This is a genomic window from Novosphingobium sp. KACC 22771 (assembly GCF_028736195.1).
GTDB lineage: Bacteria > Pseudomonadota > Alphaproteobacteria > Sphingomonadales > Sphingomonadaceae > Novosphingobium.
The window spans coordinates 1,314,981-1,333,535 of the sequence record NZ_CP117881.1; the positions used below are offsets into that span (position 1 = coordinate 1,314,981).

Below are 18,555 nucleotides of genomic sequence, written 5' to 3' on the forward strand. Positions count from 1 at the left end.
CTTTAGGGGAGAATGAAGAGGGATGAAAGGGAAGGGATGGGGGCGCTCCGTCCTTTCATCCGGCCATCAACGCGGAATATCGACGTAATCCAGCTTTTTGAGCGCCACCATCATCGGCCCTTCATATTCGGCCGGGGTCGAAAGCGAGCCGAGCGCCCAGCCCAGAATGTCAACGTCTTCCTCGTCGATCAGCTTTTCGAACCAGACGAGCTCTTCCTCGCTCCAATCGGCATGGAAGGCGTCGAAGAAGCCGCCGATCATGTAATCGGCCTCACGCGTGCCGCGATGCCATGCGCGATATTGCAGGCGCTTCAGGCGGTCCTGATGGGCTTGGTCAATAGAGTCGGTCATGGGGCCTCGGTTAGGCCAGCGCGGGCCGCAGATCAATGATTGATGCGGCCCGCGCCGCCTGCCTTTTGGTGCCTTATCGCCCGCGCAGATGCGCGAGGATCTCGGGTGCTTTGGCCTCGCCCAGATCCTTGGCCAATTCGCCCAGCAGCGCGGCCTCAAGGGCCTTGGTATAGGCCTTGCGCAATTCGCCAAGGCTGCGCGGGGCGGCGATCACCACCAGATGCGCGATCCGGTGGCCCTGCACCTCCTGCGCCAGCCATTCGACGGCGGCGGTGGCATGGGCATCATGGGCCATGGTGACGGCCGAACCGTGATGGCTGCCGCCCGAATGATTATGCGTGTCCAGACGCGGCGCATCGGCCTCGGCCAGTTCCGGGTTGGCCTCATCGCCCGTGTTGCGGAACAGGCGGAAATTGCGGGCGTCGATCACGGCGATCACGGTGCCATGGGGCAGAAGCATCTTTGTCTCCATATCCTCCCGGTGTTGTCGGCCGGGGATGGGACATGACGCCGATTGCGCGCTCCATTCCATGCGCGAGGTCAAATTGCGGGCCACAAAGATTCGGGAGTGGCACCTTTTGTTCCATGCGCTAATAGCCTGTCCATGCGTCCCGATTTGCTCAATCCGCTGTTTGCCGAGGCCAGTGGCCTCAAAGGTGTGGGGCCGGGTCTGGCTCGCCCGCTGGACAAGCTGGGGCTGAAACGGATCAGGGATTTCATTTATCACCTGCCCGACCGTTTCGTGCATCGCCGCGCGATTGCCGATCTGGACGAGGGCAGCATCGGCGAGCAGGTGGTGATCGCGCTGACCCCGGTGGAATATCGCGGCGGGCCATCGCCCAAGGCGCCGTTTCGCGTGCTGGCCGAGGATGCGAAGGGCAACCTTTGCACGCTGGCCTATTTCGGGCGCAATGCGGGCTGGGCCAAGAAGCAGTTGCCGCTGGGCGAGAAGCGCTGGGTGGCCGGGCGGCTGGACCAGTTCGGCCAGAATTTGCAGATCGTCCACCCCGACCATGTGAACCCCGAAGGGGCCGCCATGCTGGGGCAATTGGCGGAGGCGATCTATCCTTTGTCCGAAGGGCTGACGCAGGGGCGGATGGCCGCATTGGTGCAGCAGGCGCTCAAACATGCGCCGGACCTGCCCGAATGGTGCGAGCCGGGCGTGGTGGACCGCATGGGATGGCCGGTGTGGCGCGAGGCTTTGACGCTGGCTCATCGCGATGAACATAAAGAGGCACGCGACCGGCTGGCCTATGACGAATTGCTGGCCAATTCTTTGGCACTGCTGCTGGTGCGGGCGGGCAATCGCCGGACGCAGGGGCAGGCGCTGCGCGGGGACGGGCGGCTGCGCGGGGCGTTGAAACTGCCCTTTGCGCTGACGGGCGCGCAGGCCCGCGCGATTGCCGAGATCGAGGGCGATCTGGCGCAGGCCGCGCCGATGCTGCGCCTGCTTCAGGGCGATGTCGGCAGCGGCAAGACGGTGGTGGCGCTCGAAAGCCTGCTGATCGCGGTGGAGGCCGGGGCGCAGGGGGCGCTGCTGGCCCCGACCGAAATCCTTGCGCGCCAGCATTTTGAGACCTTGCGCCGGATGGCCGCGCCCACGGGCGTCAACATCGCGCTCTATACCGGGCGCGACAAGGGCCGCGCGCGCGAATCGATCCTGATGGGCCTGATGGATGGCAGCATCGACATCGTGATCGGCACCCATGCGATCTTTCAGGACGCGGTGGTGTATCGCAACCTTGGCCTTGTGGTGATCGACGAGCAGCACCGCTTTGGCGTGGGCCAGCGGCTGATGCTGACGCAAAAGGGCAAGGGGACGCATTGCCTCGCCATGACCGCGACGCCCATCCCGCGCACGCTGACGCTGGCGCAATATGGCGAGATGGATGTCAGCCGCCTCGACGAGTTGCCGCCGGGGCGTCAGGCGATCGACACGCGCGTGGTGGCGCAGGAGCGACTGGGCGATGTGGTCGAGGCGCTGGCCCGTCATTTTGCCACCGGGCAGCAGGCCTATTGGGTCTGCCCGATGGTGCGCGAGAGCGAGGTGGCCGACCTTGCCGCCGCCGAGGAGCGCCACGAGATGCTCTCGCTGCGCTTTGGCGAGGATGCCGTGCTGGTCCATGGCCAGATGAAGCCCGAGCAGAAAGACGCCGCGATGGAGCGTTTCGCCAGCGGGCAGGCCAAATTGCTGGTGGCGACCACGGTGATTGAGGTGGGCGTGGACGTGCCCAATGCCACGCTGATGGTGATCGAGCAGGCCGAGCGTTTCGGCCTTGCCCAATTGCATCAGTTGCGCGGGCGCGTGGGCCGGGGCAGCGAGAAATCGACCTGCCTGCTCCTGCGCGGCGAGACGTTGAGCGAAGTGTCGCGCGAGCGACTGGCGCTGATGCGTGAAACGCAGGATGGCTTCCGGCTGGCCGAGGAGGACCTGCGTCTGCGCGGCGGGGGCGAATTGCTCGGCACGCGGCAGTCGGGGGATACGCCTTTTCGCGTGGCGTCTTTGGATCAGATCACGCGGCTTTTGCCGATGGCGCATGACGATGCGCGGTTGCTGATCGAGCGCGATGGCGGGCTGACCGGCGAGCGAGGGGCGGCGGCGCGGGTGTTGTTGTACTTGTTCGAGCGGGATTGGGGGGTGCAGTTGTTAAGGGGAGGGTAGTTTTGCCTCCGGCGGGTTAAGGGCGGGGGCCCTTAACAATCCCGGTAATGGGGTTGTGTATTGTTGGCTGGGTGGGTTGATAAAGCCTGCGGCGCGGCGAAGTTACGCTGCTTGGCGCCGCAGGCTTTCAAATTCAAATGTTGCAATTTTGCGCTTCGTGCGATCCCTTACGCCACCCCAGTAACGGGATTGCAAAGGGACCAGTCCCTTTGCCCGCCGGAGGCAAAAATCAAACCTCCGGCAAAATCCCCAAAACCTCCGCCACCGGCGTGATCGCCCCCTTGCCCGAAAACCAGCTCACCAGATTATCCACCACCAATTGCCCCATGGCGGCCCGCGTGGAAACCGATGCCGATCCGATATGGGGCAGCAGCACAAGTCCGGGAATGCCGAGCAATTCGGCAGGCACGCGCGGTTCATCCTCGAACACGTCGAGGCCTGCGGTCAGGATTTTCCCCTCACGCAGCGCGGCGATCAGGGCCTGCGTATCCACCACGCTGCCGCGCGCGACGTTGACGAGAATCCCATTCGGCCCCAGCGCGTCGAGCACTTCGGCATTGACGGTATGGCGCGTGGCCGCCCCGCCGGGGATCAGCACGATCAGCACATCGACCGCCTCGGCCAGCGCGAGCGGCGTAGGGTAATAGGCATAGGGCACGTTTTGAGGGCGACGCCCGCAATAGGCGATCTCGACCGCGAAACCTTCGAGTCGGCGCGCCACCGCCTTGCCGATGTCGCCAAGGCCCAGAATGCCCACGCGCCGCCCGCGCAGCGAAGTGGAAAGCGGGAAGGAGCGGTTGAGCCATTCGCCCGCGCGCAAATGGCGTTCGGCGGCGGGGATCTGGCGAATCGTGGCCAGCAGCAGCCCGAGCGCCAGATCGGCGGTTTCCTCGGTCAGCACGCCCGGCGTGTTGGTGACGACAACCCTGCGAGCCAGCGCCGCATCGACATCGATATTGTCATAGCCCACGCCAAAGCTGGCGATGATTTCCGCGGCCGGCAGATGGGCCAACAGATCCTCGCCCACCCGGCCATACAGCGTCGATGTTGCCACGCCGCGAACGCGTGGCCCGATTTCGTGCAGAAAGGCCGTTTTGTCCGAAGCCTGCCACAGATGGTGGGTTTTGAAGCGCTCTCCCAATTGCGAAATGACGGTTGGCAGCATCGGAGCGGTGATCAGAATTTCAGGCGGAATCATGGGGTTTCCAATGTAAATGGTGCTATTTTTGCCACGCCTGTTTCGCGAATGCAGCATGAAATTTCGTTTTATCGTTGAAAATGGAATATTGATACGCTAATCACCGCCCATCGGACACGAAACCCAAAGACGATTTCAACGTCAGGATGGCTTCGGTTGCGATTGCAGGCGGGACGACATCTCTTGTTCAGGGTGGAGTCCACAAAATGAAGGCACAAAAGAATTTCCGCGCGCTGGCTGGTCTTGCCGGTATGGCTCTGGCGCTCAGCGCTCAGGTGGCCAAGGCTGAAGACGCCGCGCCTGCCGCTCCCAAGGAATTCACCGTCACGGGCAGCGTTTCGGTTCTCAGCGACTATCGTCTGCGCGGCGTTTCGCAGACCGACCGCGGCAAGACGCTTCAGGCCGGCGTGACCGTGACCCACAAGAGCGGCTTTTACGGCAGCGTGTTCAGCTCGAACCTGGCCGGTTGGGGCACGTTCGGCGGCCCGAACCTGGAATTCGACCTCATCGGCGGCTATGCCAAGGCGGTTGGCCCGGTCACTCTTGACGGTGGTCTGACCTGGTACATGTATCCCGATGGCGCGGCCAAGACCGACTTTGCCGAACTCTATCTCAAGGCCTCGGGCGCTGCCGGTCCGGTCAGCTATCTGGCCGGTGTTGCCTATGCGCCCAAGCAGAAGGCTTTGGGCAACTATTCGAACACCACCTACAGCTATGGTCAGGCCTATGATAACCTGTATCTGTGGGGCGACACGTCCTATGTCATCCCCTCGACCAAGCTGAAGCTCAAGGGCCACCTTGGTTACTCGAAGGGTAACCCCGGCCTTGGCCCGAACGGCACCTCGGTTGCGCCCACGGGTTCGTATTTCGACTGGCAGGTCGGCGGCGAATATCCGGTCGGCCCCTTCACTTTCGGCGTGTCCTGGGTTGATACCGACATCTCGACCGCCAAGGCTGCTTATCTCCAGCCCAACTTCTCGGTTCAGAATGGCCGCCTGAAGGGCGCCAGCATTGCTGGCAGCACGGCTGTGTTCTCGGCGACGGTGTCGTTCTGATGATCTGACCTTTGGGTCGCCTGCGTGAGGGCTGGCGGCCCAAAATCAGGATGACAAGCGCGGGAGAGGGATGGCCTCTCCCGCGCTTTTCTTATTTTTTGAGGCCGATTTCGCGCAGGCGTTCCTGCAGGTAATCGTCCGCCGTGATCGAGACTGGATAGCGGTCCGGGTTTTCCTCCGTGATGCACTGTTCCAGCGTCTTGAACGGAAAATCGCTGCGCAGATGCAGGAAGAAGGGCATCGAATAGCGGCTGTGCGCGGCCCGCTCGGCATCGGGGTTGCGCACGCGATGCGTCGTGCTGGGCAGGACGTGGTTGGTCAGGCGCTGGAGCATATCGCCGATGTTGATGACGATCGTGCCTTCGGGCGGGGCCACGCCGACCCAGCGGCCATCCTTGGTCAGCAGTTCAAGCCCGGCCTCCTGCGCGCCCAGCAATAGGGTGATGAGGTTGATGTCTTCATGCGCGCCCGCGCGAATCGCCCCGCCCTCGGCGTCGGTCACCGGGGGGTAATGCAGCAGGCGCATCACCGAATTGCCGTCCTCGATAGCCGGATCGAACCAACCTTCATCCAGCCCCAGATGCAGGGCGATGCGCGAGAGGATCGTCGCGCCGACCTTGTCAAATTCGGCATAGAGGCGGGTAAAGACGTCCTGAAAACCTGCGGGCGAATCGGGCCAGACATTGGGCGGCATGCTGCTGGCCAGCGGCGAACCTTCGGGCAGATCGCGCCCGACATGCCAGAATTCCTTGAGGTCATGCGCCTTGGCACCCTTGGCAATCTCGGTCTTGAAGGGCGTGTAGCCGCGCGCGCCATAAATGCCGGGAATAAAATACTTGCGCTTTTCCTCCTCGCTCAGCGCGAAGAATTGCGCGGTCAGGTCCCATGCCTGATCAATCAGTGCAGAATCGATGCCATGGTCCTTGACCAGCGCAAAGCCATATTCACGAAAGGAAGCGCCAATCGCGCGGGCAAAATCGGCCGGGGCATCGGAAAGCGAAAGTACGGGAAGTTTGGCAAGATCCATGGGTGGTTCCGTGTTGCAACAGGCGCTAAGCTCGCGCCATCCATGAAGCCTCTTTAGGCGATCCGAGACGAGGACGCATGACCAAAATCAAATCCTATTGGCTGATGAAGTCGGAACCGGATGCTTATTCCTATGATGATCTGGTCAGGGAAGGCGAGGGGACGTGGGACGGGGTGCGCAACCATCGCGCGGCCAACAATATGCGCGCGATGCAGCCGGGCGATCTGGCGTTCTTTTATCATTCGAACATCGGGCTGGAAATTGTCGGGATCATGGAGATCAGCCAGACGGGCCTGACCGATCCTTCAGACGAAACGGGGCGCTGGGCATGCGTAAAGGTGAAGCCCGTGCGCAGGCTCAGGCGCCCGGTGACGCTCAAGCAGGTCAAGGCCGATCCCGCGCTGGCCGAGATCGAAATGCTGCGCCTCTCGCGCCTGTCGATCAGCGCGATCACGCCAGAGGAATGGGACTATATCATAGGTCTTTCAGAGGCTTGAGCGCCGTTGCGTCCTGTCCCGATCTGGGGCAGGGCGATGCCGTCCCAAATGGGGACGGGTTAACCATTGCGGTACGCTTTCGTAATGGTGAACAAATTCTTAAACCCATCGCCATGAGACGTTCACTGGTTCTGGGTGACGAGAGCGCCCATCATCCTTTTCGGCAAACGCTGCCGCCCCATGTGCGGGTGGACCGGCCGGTTGCCTCGCCCGGGCATGAAGCGCAGGCGCACAAGGCCTTGGCGGCCGACTGGCTCAAGCGTCATGCGCAGGCCGCGCCGCATCTGGTGGTGGCGCGGGCGCGCCATTGGCGTCGGGGCCTGACCATGCAGAACCTGCGCGAGTTCCTGCTGGCCTATTGCGCCTGCTTTGTCGCGGTGATGGCCTTCATCGCCTGAGCGAGAGGCCATGCATCAGGCGAAAGGGCGGGGCCCGCCGTTGATTTCCGCCTCACGCTCGGCGCGGACCAGCAGCACCGCCAGCCAGGCCGAAATCAGGCACATGGCCGCCGAAATCAGCACCAGATCGACAATCTCGACACCCGCCGCGCCAAGCCCCACGGCAATGGCCGCGCCCACCACCATGGCGCCCGAATTGACAACATTGTTGGCCGCAATCGTGCGCGCGGTCTGCGATTTGTCGACGATGGTGGTCAGGAAGGCATAGAGCGGCACGACGAACATACCGCCCGCCACCGCGATCCCGCCCAGCGTGGCCAGCAGCAGCGGCGTGAGCGGATGGTGCAGGAATTCGCCGATGCTCATCAGATGGCCATCGACCGTGGCGGGAAAGCGGGTGCAGACCTGCTGAAACGCCACCACGAACAGCGCCATCACCAGCACCGAGGGCGGCGAATAGCGCGCCGAGACCTTGCCCTTGAGCAGCGCGTTGATCGACACCGAACCCAGCGCCACGCCGATCGAAAAGATCACGAGGAACAGGCTGGCCACTTCCTTGCTGGCGCACAGCACGCGCTTGGCCAGCAGCGGGAATTCGATGAACAGCACCGCGCCCACGGTCCAGAAAAAGCTGATCGAGGCGATGGCAAGGAACACGCGGCGGTCATGCATCGTGTTCTTCACCAATTGCACCGAGGCACGCAGGATGTGGAAATCGAGCGACTGGGCCGCTTCCTGCGGCGGAGCGGGGGGCACGGAAAGACAGGTGCCATAGCCCACAAGAGCCGTAACGAACACGCCCGCCGCCGCCCACTCGACGGGAATGAAACCGGCCAGAATCGTGCCCGCCAGAATCGCGATATACGTCCCCGCCTCCACAAGGCCGGTGCCCGCCAGCACTTCCTCCGCCTTGAGATGCTGGGGCAGGATCGCATATTTGATCGGGCCGAAAAAGGTCGAATGGATGCCCATGCCCAGCAAAGCCAGCAAAATCAGTGGCATCGCGACCGGCATCAGCAGCATGTCCTGCCACGGTTCAAGCACCCCATGCTTGGCCTGCCAGGCGATGACCAACCCTGCGCCGCCCGCGATCATGATCCCGATTTCGGCCAGTTTGACCCAGCGGATGATCTGCGCCTTGTCGCGCATATCGGCCAGTTGTCCGGCCAGCGCCGAGAGCACAAAGAACGGCACGATGAACAGCGCCGAGGCCACCGCCGAGAAAATCGCTTCGGATTTTTCCGAGTTGAACACGCCGTAAACCACAAAGAACACCGCCGCATTCTTGTAGAGATTGTCGTTGAACGCGCCCAGCAATTGCGTTGCGAACAGAGGCAGAAAGCGCCGCCGATGCAACAGGTGGGTGGATGTCGTCATGCTGTGTTGTCGATCCTTGTTGTGCGCGCTGTCCTAGCGAAACACACGGATGGGGCAAGAGGGGTCATAAAAGGCGCGTAAAATTCGACCGATGGGCGAGCAGCGTTGACGAGCGGTGTTTTTGCCGCCGCAAACCGGCACAAAGGCTACGCTGTAGGGGTGGGGCCAAAGGAAACGGTACATCCTCTGTTGCCATGTCTTTTTTGCGTTGCGGTTAGCGGCTATGGCGATTCGGTCATGCTCACTTTGCCCAACCTGCTCACCCTGTCCCGAATCGTCACCGTGCCTGTGCTGGTCTGGTTGCTGTGGTGGCCTGAATGGACCGCAGGTTATGCGCTGGCCTTCGGCGTTTACTCGCTGATGGGCATCACCGACTATTTTGACGGTTACCTTGCCCGCGCACAGGGGGCGGTCAGCAAGCTGGGCATCTTTCTCGACCCCATCGCCGACAAGATCATGGTGGCCGCCGTCATCCTGGTGCTGACGGCCAAGGGCGTATTGACCGGACCCTATGTCGGCGAGTTGCATGTGATCGCGGGCCTCATCATCCTGCTGCGCGAAATTGCGGTGTCGGGCCTGCGCGAATTTCTTGGCGGGATTCAGGTGTCGGTGCCGGTGTCAAAACTGGCCAAATGGAAAACCACCTTCCAGATCCTGTGCCTCGGCGCGCTGATCCTGGGCCGGGCGATGCCGTGGTGGCTGGTCGATGTGGGCGGCTATGTCGTCAATCTGCCCCATACGGTGGGCCTCACCACGCTCTGGGCCGCCGCAGTCCTGACGATGATTACCGGGTGGGATTATTTGCGGGTCGGATTGAAGCATATGGATTGAGGTTGGGAGGTTTAGGTTTGCCTCCGGCGGGTTATGGGCGGGGGCCCTTAACAATCCCATTAATGTCCATGTTGCGCTGTCTTTTCACCCTTGCGCTACATGGCCGCGCCGCAGGCTATTAAACCGCTTCGCGGATAGCGCCTTGTTTGCCAGTCCAGCACAACCCCATAATGGGATTGCAAAGGGACGAGTCCCTTTGCCCGCCGGAGGCATAAATACCCCCAATCAAACCTCGCTGCGATACCGATCCGGCCTGTGCCAGACCAACACCACGCCGTTCATCACCAACGCCGCCACCAGCGACCAGAAGCCGCGCTCAAAGCCCAGCACGGCGAAGGCGCTTGAGACGATCACCGCGTCTATGGCCATGCAGATCGCCCCGAAATGCCAGCCTTTCCATTGCGACAGCCAGCGGGCGATGACCGCCAGCCCGCCCACGCCCGTGGCATGGCGCGTGACGGCCAGGATGCCGATGCCCAGTGCGGTGCCGCCCACGATGGCGGCCATGGGCATGCTGATGCGCGCAATGACCAGATTGGCCGCCACCACATCGACCAGCGCCATGATGGACAGCGTGGCGATCGTGGTGCGCAGGATATAGGGCGTGCCCAGCCGCCGCCAGAACAGCGCGAAGATCGGCAGGTTGATCCATGTGAACAGGCTGCCCGGCGGATAGGGCAGGACATAGGAGAGCAGCAGCGCGATCCCTGCCACGCCCCCGGTGATCAGCCGCGCCTCGTGCAACAGGTCGAGTCCGAGGCCGATCAGCAGGCAGCCGTTGGCGATGCCGAAAATGTCTTCGACAAGCGTGTGGGGCACCGTGGGTGAGGCGGCGGATTCGGAAAGGGGCTCTGTCATGATGTTTCTCGCCCATGACAGAATATTACGTTACGCGCAAGGCGCCTCACCCCGCGCGCAATTCCTCGGCCAACATGCGGAATTCCTCCGAACGCGGCGATTGCCGCCGCCAGACCAGCGCGATTTCGCGGTTGGCGCTGTCCGAGCGCAGGGGGCGGGCCACCACATTCGTCCCGTTCAAGATCCCCGCATCCAGCGCCATTTCGGGCAGCATGGTCAGGCCCAGCCCATTGTCCACCATCTGGACCAGGGTGTGCAGCGAGGTGCCGATCATCGTGGCCGAAGCGCGCAATTCGGGCCGGTTGCAGGCCGCCAGCGCATGCTCCTTCAGGCAATGGCCATCCTCAAGCAGCAGCAGGCGGTGTTCGTCGATCACATCGGGGCTGATCTCGGCGGGCGGATCGCGCGGGTCGTCCTTGGGGAAAGCGACGAAGAGCGCGTCCAGCTCGATGGTCTCCTTCTCGACCTCTCCGGTGGGAAAGGGCAGGGCCAGCAGCACGCAATCGGCCCGCCCGTGGTGGAGCGATTCGATGGCCTGCGCGCTCGGCTCCTCGCGCAGGAAGAGCTTGAGATTGGGCCTTTCGCGTCGCAGCCTGGGCAACATGCGCGGCAAGAGGAAAGGCGCAATCGTGGGGATCACGCTCATCCGCACCTCGCCCGAAAGCGGCTGGGACGAGGAATGGATGAGGTCGGACAATTCCTCGGCCTCGCGCAAAATCCGGTGCGATTTGGCCACCACCGCATTGCCCAGCGGCGTGAAGCGCACATTGCGCTTCGTCCGTTCGACCAGCACCACGCCCAGCAGCGTTTCCAGATCGCGCAAACCCGCCGAAAGCGTTGACTGCGAGACAAAGCACGCTTCGGCCGCGCGGCCGAAATGGCCGTGCTCGTGCAGCGCGACGAGATATTGCAGCTGCTTGAGCGTGGGCTGGTAAACGCTCATTCTTCCTCGCCCGCTTCCTGTACCATGGCGGCTGCTTCGGGATTGGCTTCCCGCATGTCGCCATGCAATTCATCGACATGGGTCATTTTCAGCCGCCCGTTGACCACGGCAAAGGCCAGCTTGCCCTCGACCAGATCGAGCGCATCGCGGCCAAACACATCAAAGCGCCAGCCTTCGAGCACGCTGACACCCTTGCGGACACCGGCGGCCAGCAGTTCCAGATCGTCGCTGCGCGCCAGCAGGCGGGCGGCGACATCAATCTCTCGCGCGCGGATCTTCAGCAGCAGCTTGAGCAGGTCGGCGACCAGTGCGCCTTCCTTGCCCAATGGCGCGCCGCGGGGGGCCTTGGGCGGCATTTCGGCCTCGGCCAAAGGCTGGGCATCGGCCAGCGTCTGCATCAGGCGCTTGCCGATATCATTGTCCTTCCATCCGGTGGACAGCCCGCGCACCTTGGCCAGATCGGCCTGCGTCTTGGGCGGGTGGCTGGCAATGTCGGCCAGCGTTTCGTCGCGGGCGATGCGGCCGCGCGGGATGTTCTTGTCCTGCGCCTCATATTCGCGCCATGCCGCAATCGCGCGCAACCGGCCCAGCATCGCCGGATTACGCCCGGCAGCCTTGATTCTCAGCCAGGCGTTCTGGGCATCGTTGCGGTAATTTTCGGGGTCGGCCAGGCGCTCCATTTCCGCGTCCAGCCATTGCCCGCGCCCGGTTTTGATCAGGCGTTTCAGGATCTTGGGAAAGATCTTGGCAAGATGGGTGACATCGCCAATCGCATATTCGATCTGGCGCTCGGTAAGGGGGCGACGGCTCCAGTCGGTAAACCGCGCGCCCTTGTCGATCACCAGACCGAGCCAGCTTTCGACCAGATTGGAATAGCCGATCTGCTCGCTCTGGCTGATCGCCATCATCGCGATCTGGGTGTCGAAGATCGGGTGAGGGGTCTTGCCGGTCAGATTGTAGATGATTTCCACATCCTGCCCGCCCGCGTGGAAGATCTTGAGCACTTCCTCATTGTCCACCAGCAGGTCGAGCAGCGGGGACAGATCGAGGTCGGGCGCCTTGGGGTCGATGGCGGCGGCCTCATTGGCATCGGCGATCTGGATCAGACACAGTTCGGGCCAATAAGTGCTCTCGCGCATGAATTCGGTATCGACGCAGACGAATTCCGATTTCGCCAGACGGCTGCAAAGATCGGCCAGCGCGTCGGAAGTGGTGATGAGCTTGTGAATCTTCATCGGTTTCTTTTCTATGTGCCAACCCATAGAGGTCGGCTTGATGGTTGGCCCGGATGCGGGCCGGAGCCTGCCGACAGCATGAAAACGCATATCGGCGGGCGGTTTTGGGCCGGACTGCGGCCCTGTCGGCTTGACAAAAGCGCGGCCATCGCCTGTTAGCCGCGCATCAGCCTGTCCAGCAATGGGCAGGAATCCCCTATCCCTGCCCGATTGGCGCAAGAATGGAAAGAGTTGTCATGTCCTCGCCCAACACACAGGCGCATCCCTATCGCTCGCATACCTGCGGCGCGCTCAATGCGGATGCCGTGGGTCAGAATGTCCGCCTCTCCGGCTGGGTCCACCGCAAGCGGGACCATGGCGGGGTGCTGTTTGTCGACCTGCGCGATCATTACGGCATCACCCAGATCGTGGCCGACAGCGATTCGGCGGCCCTGCCGGTGCTGGAATCCCTGCGCGTGGAAAGCGTCGTCACGATCAACGGTGTGGTCAAGGCGCGCAGCGAAGGCACTGTGAACCCCAACCTGCCGACCGGCAGCATTGAGGTGTTCGCCCGTGAAGCCACCGTGCTGAGCCGCGCCGAGGAACTGCCGATGCCGGTGGCGGGCGAGCAGGAATATCCCGAGGAAATCCGGTTGAAGTACCGCTTCCTCGACCTGCGCCGCGAAACGCTGCACGCCAATATCGTGAAGCGCACCAAGGTCATCTCCTCGATGCGCCGCGCTATGGAAGACATCGGCTTTACCGAATATTCGACGCCGATCCTGACGGCTTCCTCGCCCGAAGGCGCGCGCGACTTCCTCGTGCCCAGCCGTATCCACCCCGGCACCTTCTTCGCGCTGCCCCAGGCGCCGCAGCAGTATAAGCAATTGCTGATGGTGGCCGGTTTCGACCGCTATTTCCAGATCGCGCCCTGCTTCCGCGACGAAGATCCGCGCGCGGATCGTCTGCCGGGCGAATTCTATCAGCTTGACCTCGAAATGAGCTTTGTCACGCAGGAAGAAGTCTGGGAAACGATGGAGCCGGTGATCGGCGGCATCTTTGAAAAGTTTGCCGACGGCCGCAGCGTGACGCCCACGGGCAGTTTCCCGCGCATCGCCTATGACGATGCGATCCTGCGTTATGGCAGCGACAAGCCCGACCTGCGCAACCCGATCCTGATCTCGGACGTGTCGCATCACTTTACGACCAGCGGCTTTGGCCTGTTTGAAAAGATCGTCGGCACGGGCGGCGTTGTGCGCGCCATTCCGGCCCCGAACACGGCGGACAAGAGCCGCAAGTTCTTTGACGAAATGAACGAATGGGCGCGCAGCGAAGGCCATGCCGGGCTTGGCTATGTCACCCGCAAGGGCGGCGAATTTGGCGGCCCGATTGCCAAGAACCACGGCACCGAAGGCATGGAAAAGCTCTATGCCGAACTGGGCCTTGGGGCAGACGATGGCCTGTTCTTTGCCGCGGGCAAGCCCGATCAGGCCGCCAAGCTGGCAGGGGCTGCGCGCACGCGTTGCGGCACGCTGCTGGGCCTGATCGACGAGAACAAGTTCGAGCTGTGCTGGATCGTCGACTTCCCCTTCTTTGAGGAAGGCGAGGAGCCGGGCAGCATCGACTTTGCCCACAACCCCTTCTCGATGCCGCAGGGCGGTCTTGAAGCGCTGACCGATGGGCGCGATCCGCTCTCGATCAAGGCGTTCCAGTATGACCTCGTCTGCAACGGCTTTGAAATCGCCTCGGGCTCGATCCGTAACCAGCACCCGGACCTGATGGTCAAGGCGTTTGAAACCGTGGGCCTGAGCAAGCAGGATGTGGAAGAGCGCTTTGGCGGCATGTATCGCGCGTTCCAGTATGGCGCGCCGCCGCATGGCGGCATGGCGGCGGGTGTGGACCGCATCGTCATGCTGATCTGCGGCGCGCAGAACCTGCGCGAAATCACGCTGTTCCCGATGAACCAGCGCGCCGAGGATCTGTTGATGAACGCGCCGGCTCCCGCCAGCCTGAAGCAATTGCGCGAGCTTCACATCCGCGTGGTGGAACAGCCCAAGGGCTGATTGAACCCGAAATCACGGTTCAGGCAAGGACTGGTCGAGCGCGGTGCGTTCGGCCAGTCCTTCTTTTTCCGCCTATACCCAATCCTGGGGCGACCGGGCGGCCCGTTCCGTGCCCACAGAGCGTGGGGGATCCTCAAAAACAGGATCTGGCGTGACGAATATGCACGAATCGCCTCATTTCATCCCCCACCGGCCGAACCGTCGAGCCCAGCTGGACCTGGTCCTCCATCGTCGGACAATTTCCGCGGCGGATGAAAAAACAACGCTGACACCCGCCCGGCGGGGCGACAATCGAGGCGGGATGAGGGTTGACACGGTTGTGATGTGCAATCCCGCTTGCCAGTCTGCGCGCCACCCATTAGGGGCGCGCATTGAGTTTCACAATTTCGCCGCTTTTCGTAAGGGGAATATCATGAGCACCATCGAGGCGCAGGTTAAGAAGATCGTTGTCGAACACCTCGGCGTTGAAGAAGACAAGGTCGTCGCCGACGCCAGCTTCATCGACGATCTGGGCGCTGACTCGCTCGACATCGTTGAACTGGTGATGGCTTTCGAAGAAGAATTCGGCGTGGAAATCCCCGACGATGCCGCCGAAAAGATTGCCACGGTCAATGACGCCATCGCCTTTATCGAGGCGAACAAGGGCTGATTTTGCCAAAGGGCCTGTGGGGCTGATGCGCCCGCCTGTTTAAAGGCGGGGGGCATCGTCCCGCCGGTCCTGCGCCGACATGGGGAATGGCCCGGGCCTGAACCTTTGATCGGTGTTGACCTTTGGGGTCATAATCAGGCCCGGTCCGCATTATCGGGCCGGGCTTGCTTGTTATTGGACATTTGGCCAGAATAAGCGCTTGTTGGGTCGCTGTTTGTTGCCGCAACGGCTGGTCGGTACGGGTTGCCGATGCGGTAGAGGGAGAATCGAGAATGCGTCGTGTTGTCGTCACCGGGCTTGGTCTGGTCACCCCGCTGGGCGCTGACGTGGAAACCGCCTGGGCCAATATCCTTGCCGGCAAGTCTGGCGCGGGCAAGATCACCAAGTTCGATGCGTCGGCGCAAAAGTGCCATATCGCTTGCGAGGTGAAGCCGGCCGACCACGAATATGGTTTTGATGCGAGCAAGCGCGTCGATCACAAGATCCAGCGTCAGGTCGATCCCTTTATCGTTTTCGGCATTGATGCGGCGGGTCAGGCGTTGGAAGACGCAGGGCTTGTGGATGCGCCCGAAGAGATGCGCCTGCGCATGGGTTGCTCGATCGGCAGCGGCATCGGCGGTCTGCCGGGCATTGAGAGCGAGTCGCTGGTGCTGGCCAACAAGGGCCCTGGCCGCGTTTCGCCGCATTTCGTCCATGGCCGCCTGATCAACCTGATCTCGGGTCAGGTTTCGATCAAGTATGGCCTGATGGGTCCGAACCATGCTGTGGTCACGGCCTGCTCGACCGGCGCCCATTCGATTGGTGATGCCGCGCGCATGATCCGCGACGATGATGCCGACATCATGCTGGCGGGCGGCGCGGAATCGACCGTCTGCCCGATCGGCATTGCCGGTTTCGCCCAGGCCAAGGCGCTCAATTGCAGCTATAACGACCGGCCCGAACAGGCCAGCCGCCCCTATGACAAGGACCGCGACGGTTTCGTCATGGGCGAGGGCGCGGGCGTGGTTGTGCTGGAGGAATATGAGCATGCCAAGGCGCGCGGCGCGAAAATTTACGCCGAAGTGGTCGGCTATGGCCTGTCGGGCGATGCCTATCATGTGACAGCACCGCATCCCGAAGGCTTTGGCGCGTTCCGTTCGATGGAAATGGCGCTGAAAAAGGCGGGCATGACCCCGGCCGACATCGACTATGTCAACGCCCATGGCACCTCGACCATGGCTGACACGATTGAGCTGGCCTCGGTCAAGCGCCTGTTTGGCGATGCCATCAGCAATGTCTCGATGTCCTCGACCAAGAGCGCCATCGGCCACTTGCTGGGTGGCGCGGGCGCGGTGGAGACCATCTTCTGCATTCTGGCCATCCGCGACCAGATCGTGCCCCCCACGCTCAATCTGGACAATCCCGATGAGGGCACCGAGGGCGTCGATCTGGTGCCTCACGTGGCCAAGAAGCGCCGCGTGCGCGCGGCCCTCAACAACAGCTTCGGCTTTGGCGGCACCAATGCCAGCGTTGTTGTGAAGGCTCTGGAAGACTAAGCAGGGTGTGAAGGGACGGGGGCTTGCCATCGGGCGCCCCCGTCCCCACCTGTTGAACAAGCAATGGCGGGCGCCTTTGGGGGCTCGCCTGATTTGTATCTGGCACCAAGCCGAAAGAGCCGCAAAACGCCCATGAAGAAACCCGTCCTGATCGTCCTTGGCGTGGCCGCGCTGGCCATTGGCGCTCCGGTGGCCAGCTTGCTGCATGGCTGGTACGGGGCGGGGCCATTGCCGCAGGACCGGCCCTTTACCGTGCCTGATGGTGCGGGCCTGACCGTGGTGGCGGCCAAGCTTCAGCGCGAGGGCGCGATCTATTCGGCCCGTGCGCTGCGTTTCCATGCCAAGCTGATGCGGGCTGGGGGCGGGATCAAGGCGGGCGAATTCCTGCTGCCCAAGGGCGCCAGCGAGCAGCAGATTCTGGCCATCATCACCGGCGATCAGGTGCTGCGCCGTTTCGTCACCATTGCCGAGGGTCTGCCCTCGATCATGGTCAAGGAAAAGCTGCTGGCCAATCCCGACCTGATCGGCACGGTTGACGCGCCTCGGGAGGGCAGCATCCTGCCCGACACCTATGATATCAAGAAGGGCGCCACCCGCGCCTCGGTGGTGGCCACGATGCAGGCGGCGATGACCAAAGTGCTGGCCGAAGAATGGGCCGGGCGCAGTCCGGATACGGTGGCCAAGACGCCCGAGGAGGCGCTGACGCTGGCCTCCATCGTCGAAAAGGAAACCGGCAAGCCCGAGGAGCGCGCGATGGTGGCGGGCCTCTATTCGAACCGCCTGCGCCAGCACATCATGCTTCAGGCCGACCCGACGATCATCTACCCCATCACGCAGGGCAAGCCGCTGGGCCGCCGTATCAAGCAGAGCGAGATTGCCGCGAAGAATGATTACAACACCTATTCGATGATCGGTCTGCCCAAGGGGCCGATCACCAATCCCGGGCGCGATTCGATCCATGCCGTGCTGCATCCTGCCAAGACGCAGGCGCTCTATATGGTGGCCGACGGGACCAAGGGCCACGCCTTTGCCAACACGTTGGAAGAGCACAACAAGAATGTCGAACGCTGGTTCGCCATCCGTCGCCAGCGCGGGGAAATCTAGGCCGGGGCGCCTGGCTCGGTCGCGACATGCGCATAGACCATCGAGCCCAGCGCGATGATGAGGATGACCGCCGGAAACGCGACAACGCCCGGTCCTTTGGCCTGCACCAGCGGCGACAACACCAGCGCATAGCTGAATTGCGCCACGACGCCGAATACCGAGGCGGCAAACAGCCAAACCGCCGCCCGGCGGTCCAGCAGCAGCGCCAATGCTCCCATCAAGCCGCTCCACGCGGCCACCGCATAGGCAATCCACGCCCAGAGCGGCATCGCCCGCCACACTTCGATCTGCACCTCATCGCCCTGTGCCAGCGTTTCCGGGCTGGTGCTTGATTGAAGCGCCCACATGACCACGCCCAATGTGTTCCACAGCAAGAGAGCGATGGCGATGATGCGTTTCTTTTTGGCCGCTTTTGGCATGGGTCGCCTCCCTGTTACGCCCCGAATGTGACAGAGGCCCCCGCTATGCGCAAGCATCCGCATCGCCGCAACGCGGCCGCAGGGCAGGGGCGATCGGAGGTCGATAGAGCAGCCTTCAAAAAAAATTACAAAATATGCAAAGGGCTGTTGACGCATCGGCGAAGCGTGGCTATTCGCGCCGCCTACCCCGGGCAAAGGTGACCAACATGGTCGCTACCGGCATTGGGGCGGAGTAGCTCAGCAGGTTAGAGCAGCGGAATCATAATCCGCGTGTCGGGGGTTCGAGTCCCTCCTCCGCTACCATAAATCACTCCGCGCAGGGTCGCGGGTGATTGAAAAAATCCCTAAATTCAGGTAGTTTTGAGCCATTCACT

At 62.5% G+C, this 18,555-nt stretch carries 18 protein-coding genes and 1 tRNA gene; 10 read left to right on the top strand and 9 right to left on the bottom strand.

The window, feature by feature from the left end; genetic code table 11:
* Nucleotides 1–66: 66 nt before the first annotated feature.
* Together PQ467_RS05985 and PQ467_RS05990 are read right to left on the bottom strand one after the other, a co-directional pair.
* Nucleotides 67–351 carry an FAD assembly factor SdhE gene (locus PQ467_RS05985; protein ID WP_274175623.1) on the bottom strand — a complete coding sequence of 95 codons (285 nt, stop codon included), beginning with the start codon at nucleotides 349–351 and terminating at the stop codon, nucleotides 67–69.
* Between the two features lie 73 nt (nucleotides 352–424).
* Nucleotides 425–811, bottom strand: a complete 387-nt coding sequence (locus PQ467_RS05990; protein WP_274175624.1) for a host attachment protein — start codon at nucleotides 809–811, stop codon at nucleotides 425–427.
* 144 nt (nucleotides 812–955) lie between these two features.
* Between PQ467_RS05990 and recG the strand changes: the two genes are divergently transcribed.
* Complete coding sequence (gene recG, locus PQ467_RS05995; RefSeq protein WP_274175625.1) at nucleotides 956–3,013, top strand: ATP-dependent DNA helicase RecG; 2,058 nt, start codon at nucleotides 956–958, stop codon at nucleotides 3,011–3,013.
* A 229-nt stretch (nucleotides 3,014–3,242) separates the two neighbouring features.
* Here recG and PQ467_RS06000 read toward each other — a convergent pair whose 3' ends face one another.
* Nucleotides 3,243–4,211: a 2-hydroxyacid dehydrogenase gene (locus tag PQ467_RS06000; protein WP_274175626.1), complete on the bottom strand. Its 969-nt coding sequence runs from the start codon at nucleotides 4,209–4,211 to the stop codon at nucleotides 3,243–3,245.
* A gap of 206 nt (nucleotides 4,212–4,417) precedes the next feature.
* Here PQ467_RS06000 and PQ467_RS06005 point away from each other — a divergent pair, with 206 nt between their 5' ends.
* Entirely contained in the window at nucleotides 4,418–5,266 is an 849-nt protein-coding gene (locus PQ467_RS06005) for a TorF family putative porin (protein WP_274175627.1), read from the top strand.
* 91 nt (nucleotides 5,267–5,357) lie between these two features.
* On the opposite strand, the gene PQ467_RS06010 is transcribed toward PQ467_RS06005, so the two are convergent.
* Complete coding sequence (locus PQ467_RS06010; protein WP_274175628.1) at nucleotides 5,358–6,293, bottom strand: isopenicillin N synthase family dioxygenase; 936 nt, start codon at nucleotides 6,291–6,293, stop codon at nucleotides 5,358–5,360.
* A gap of 77 nt (nucleotides 6,294–6,370) precedes the next feature.
* Here PQ467_RS06010 and PQ467_RS06015 point away from each other — a divergent pair, with 77 nt between their 5' ends.
* Complete coding sequence (locus tag PQ467_RS06015) at nucleotides 6,371–6,790, top strand: EVE domain-containing protein (RefSeq protein ID WP_274175629.1); 420 nt, start codon at nucleotides 6,371–6,373, stop codon at nucleotides 6,788–6,790.
* A gap of 113 nt (nucleotides 6,791–6,903) precedes the next feature.
* On the top strand, nucleotides 6,904–7,188 hold the full coding sequence (locus PQ467_RS06020) for a hypothetical protein (RefSeq protein ID WP_274175630.1): 285 nt from the start codon (nucleotides 6,904–6,906) through the stop codon (nucleotides 7,186–7,188).
* 15 nt (nucleotides 7,189–7,203) lie between these two features.
* On the opposite strand, the gene PQ467_RS06025 is transcribed toward PQ467_RS06020, so the two are convergent.
* A complete protein-coding gene (locus tag PQ467_RS06025) occupies nucleotides 7,204–8,565 on the bottom strand; it encodes an MFS transporter (protein ID WP_274175631.1) in 1,362 nt (453 codons plus the stop codon).
* Between the two features lie 237 nt (nucleotides 8,566–8,802).
* On the opposite strand from PQ467_RS06025, the gene pgsA reads away from it, so the two are divergent.
* Nucleotides 8,803–9,396, top strand: a complete 594-nt coding sequence (gene pgsA / locus PQ467_RS06030) for a CDP-diacylglycerol--glycerol-3-phosphate 3-phosphatidyltransferase (RefSeq protein WP_274175632.1) — start codon at nucleotides 8,803–8,805, stop codon at nucleotides 9,394–9,396.
* 225 nt (nucleotides 9,397–9,621) lie between these two features.
* Here pgsA and PQ467_RS06035 read toward each other — a convergent pair whose 3' ends face one another.
* Genes PQ467_RS06035 through rnd form a run of 3 tightly spaced genes read right to left on the bottom strand, consistent with a single transcriptional unit; the run spans nucleotide 9,622 to nucleotide 12,432 of the window.
* Entirely contained in the window at nucleotides 9,622–10,254 is a 633-nt protein-coding gene (locus PQ467_RS06035) for a YitT family protein (RefSeq protein ID WP_274175633.1), read from the bottom strand.
* A 46-nt stretch (nucleotides 10,255–10,300) separates the two neighbouring features.
* Nucleotides 10,301–11,197: a hydrogen peroxide-inducible genes activator gene (locus PQ467_RS06040; protein WP_274175634.1), complete on the bottom strand. Its 897-nt coding sequence runs from the start codon at nucleotides 11,195–11,197 to the stop codon at nucleotides 10,301–10,303.
* Nucleotides 11,194–12,432: a ribonuclease D gene (gene rnd / locus PQ467_RS06045; RefSeq protein ID WP_274175635.1), complete on the bottom strand. Its 1,239-nt coding sequence runs from the start codon at nucleotides 12,430–12,432 to the stop codon at nucleotides 11,194–11,196. Before rnd ends, PQ467_RS06040 begins: the two co-directional genes overlap by 4 nt.
* Nucleotides 12,433–12,668: 236 nt before the next feature.
* Here rnd and aspS point away from each other — a divergent pair, with 236 nt between their 5' ends.
* The 4 genes from aspS to mltG all read left to right on the top strand — a co-directional run bounded on the left by aspS (nucleotide 12,669) and on the right by mltG (nucleotide 17,762).
* Entirely contained in the window at nucleotides 12,669–14,474 is a 1,806-nt protein-coding gene (gene aspS, locus PQ467_RS06050) for an aspartate--tRNA ligase (protein WP_274175636.1), read from the top strand.
* A gap of 412 nt (nucleotides 14,475–14,886) precedes the next feature.
* Nucleotides 14,887–15,123, top strand: coding sequence for an acyl carrier protein (locus PQ467_RS06055; RefSeq protein WP_168603874.1), 237 nt, complete (start codon nucleotides 14,887–14,889; stop codon nucleotides 15,121–15,123).
* A gap of 272 nt (nucleotides 15,124–15,395) precedes the next feature.
* The gene (fabF, locus tag PQ467_RS06060; protein ID WP_274175637.1) at nucleotides 15,396–16,658 is read left to right on the top strand and encodes a beta-ketoacyl-ACP synthase II; all 1,263 of its coding nucleotides are present in this window, start codon (nucleotides 15,396–15,398) and stop codon (nucleotides 16,656–16,658) included.
* Nucleotides 16,659–16,790: 132 nt separating this feature from the next.
* Nucleotides 16,791–17,762, top strand: a complete 972-nt coding sequence (gene mltG / locus PQ467_RS06065; RefSeq protein ID WP_274175638.1) for an endolytic transglycosylase MltG — start codon at nucleotides 16,791–16,793, stop codon at nucleotides 17,760–17,762.
* Here mltG and PQ467_RS06070 read toward each other — a convergent pair.
* Entirely contained in the window at nucleotides 17,759–18,181 is a 423-nt protein-coding gene (locus PQ467_RS06070; RefSeq protein ID WP_274175639.1) for a sugar transporter, read from the bottom strand. The two genes, mltG and PQ467_RS06070, sit on opposite strands and share 4 nt — an antisense overlap.
* Nucleotides 18,182–18,407: 226 nt before the next feature.
* On the opposite strand from PQ467_RS06070, the gene PQ467_RS06075 reads away from it, so the two are divergent.
* Nucleotides 18,408–18,484, top strand: a tRNA-Met gene (locus tag PQ467_RS06075).
* Nucleotides 18,485–18,555: the final 71 nt, after the last annotated feature.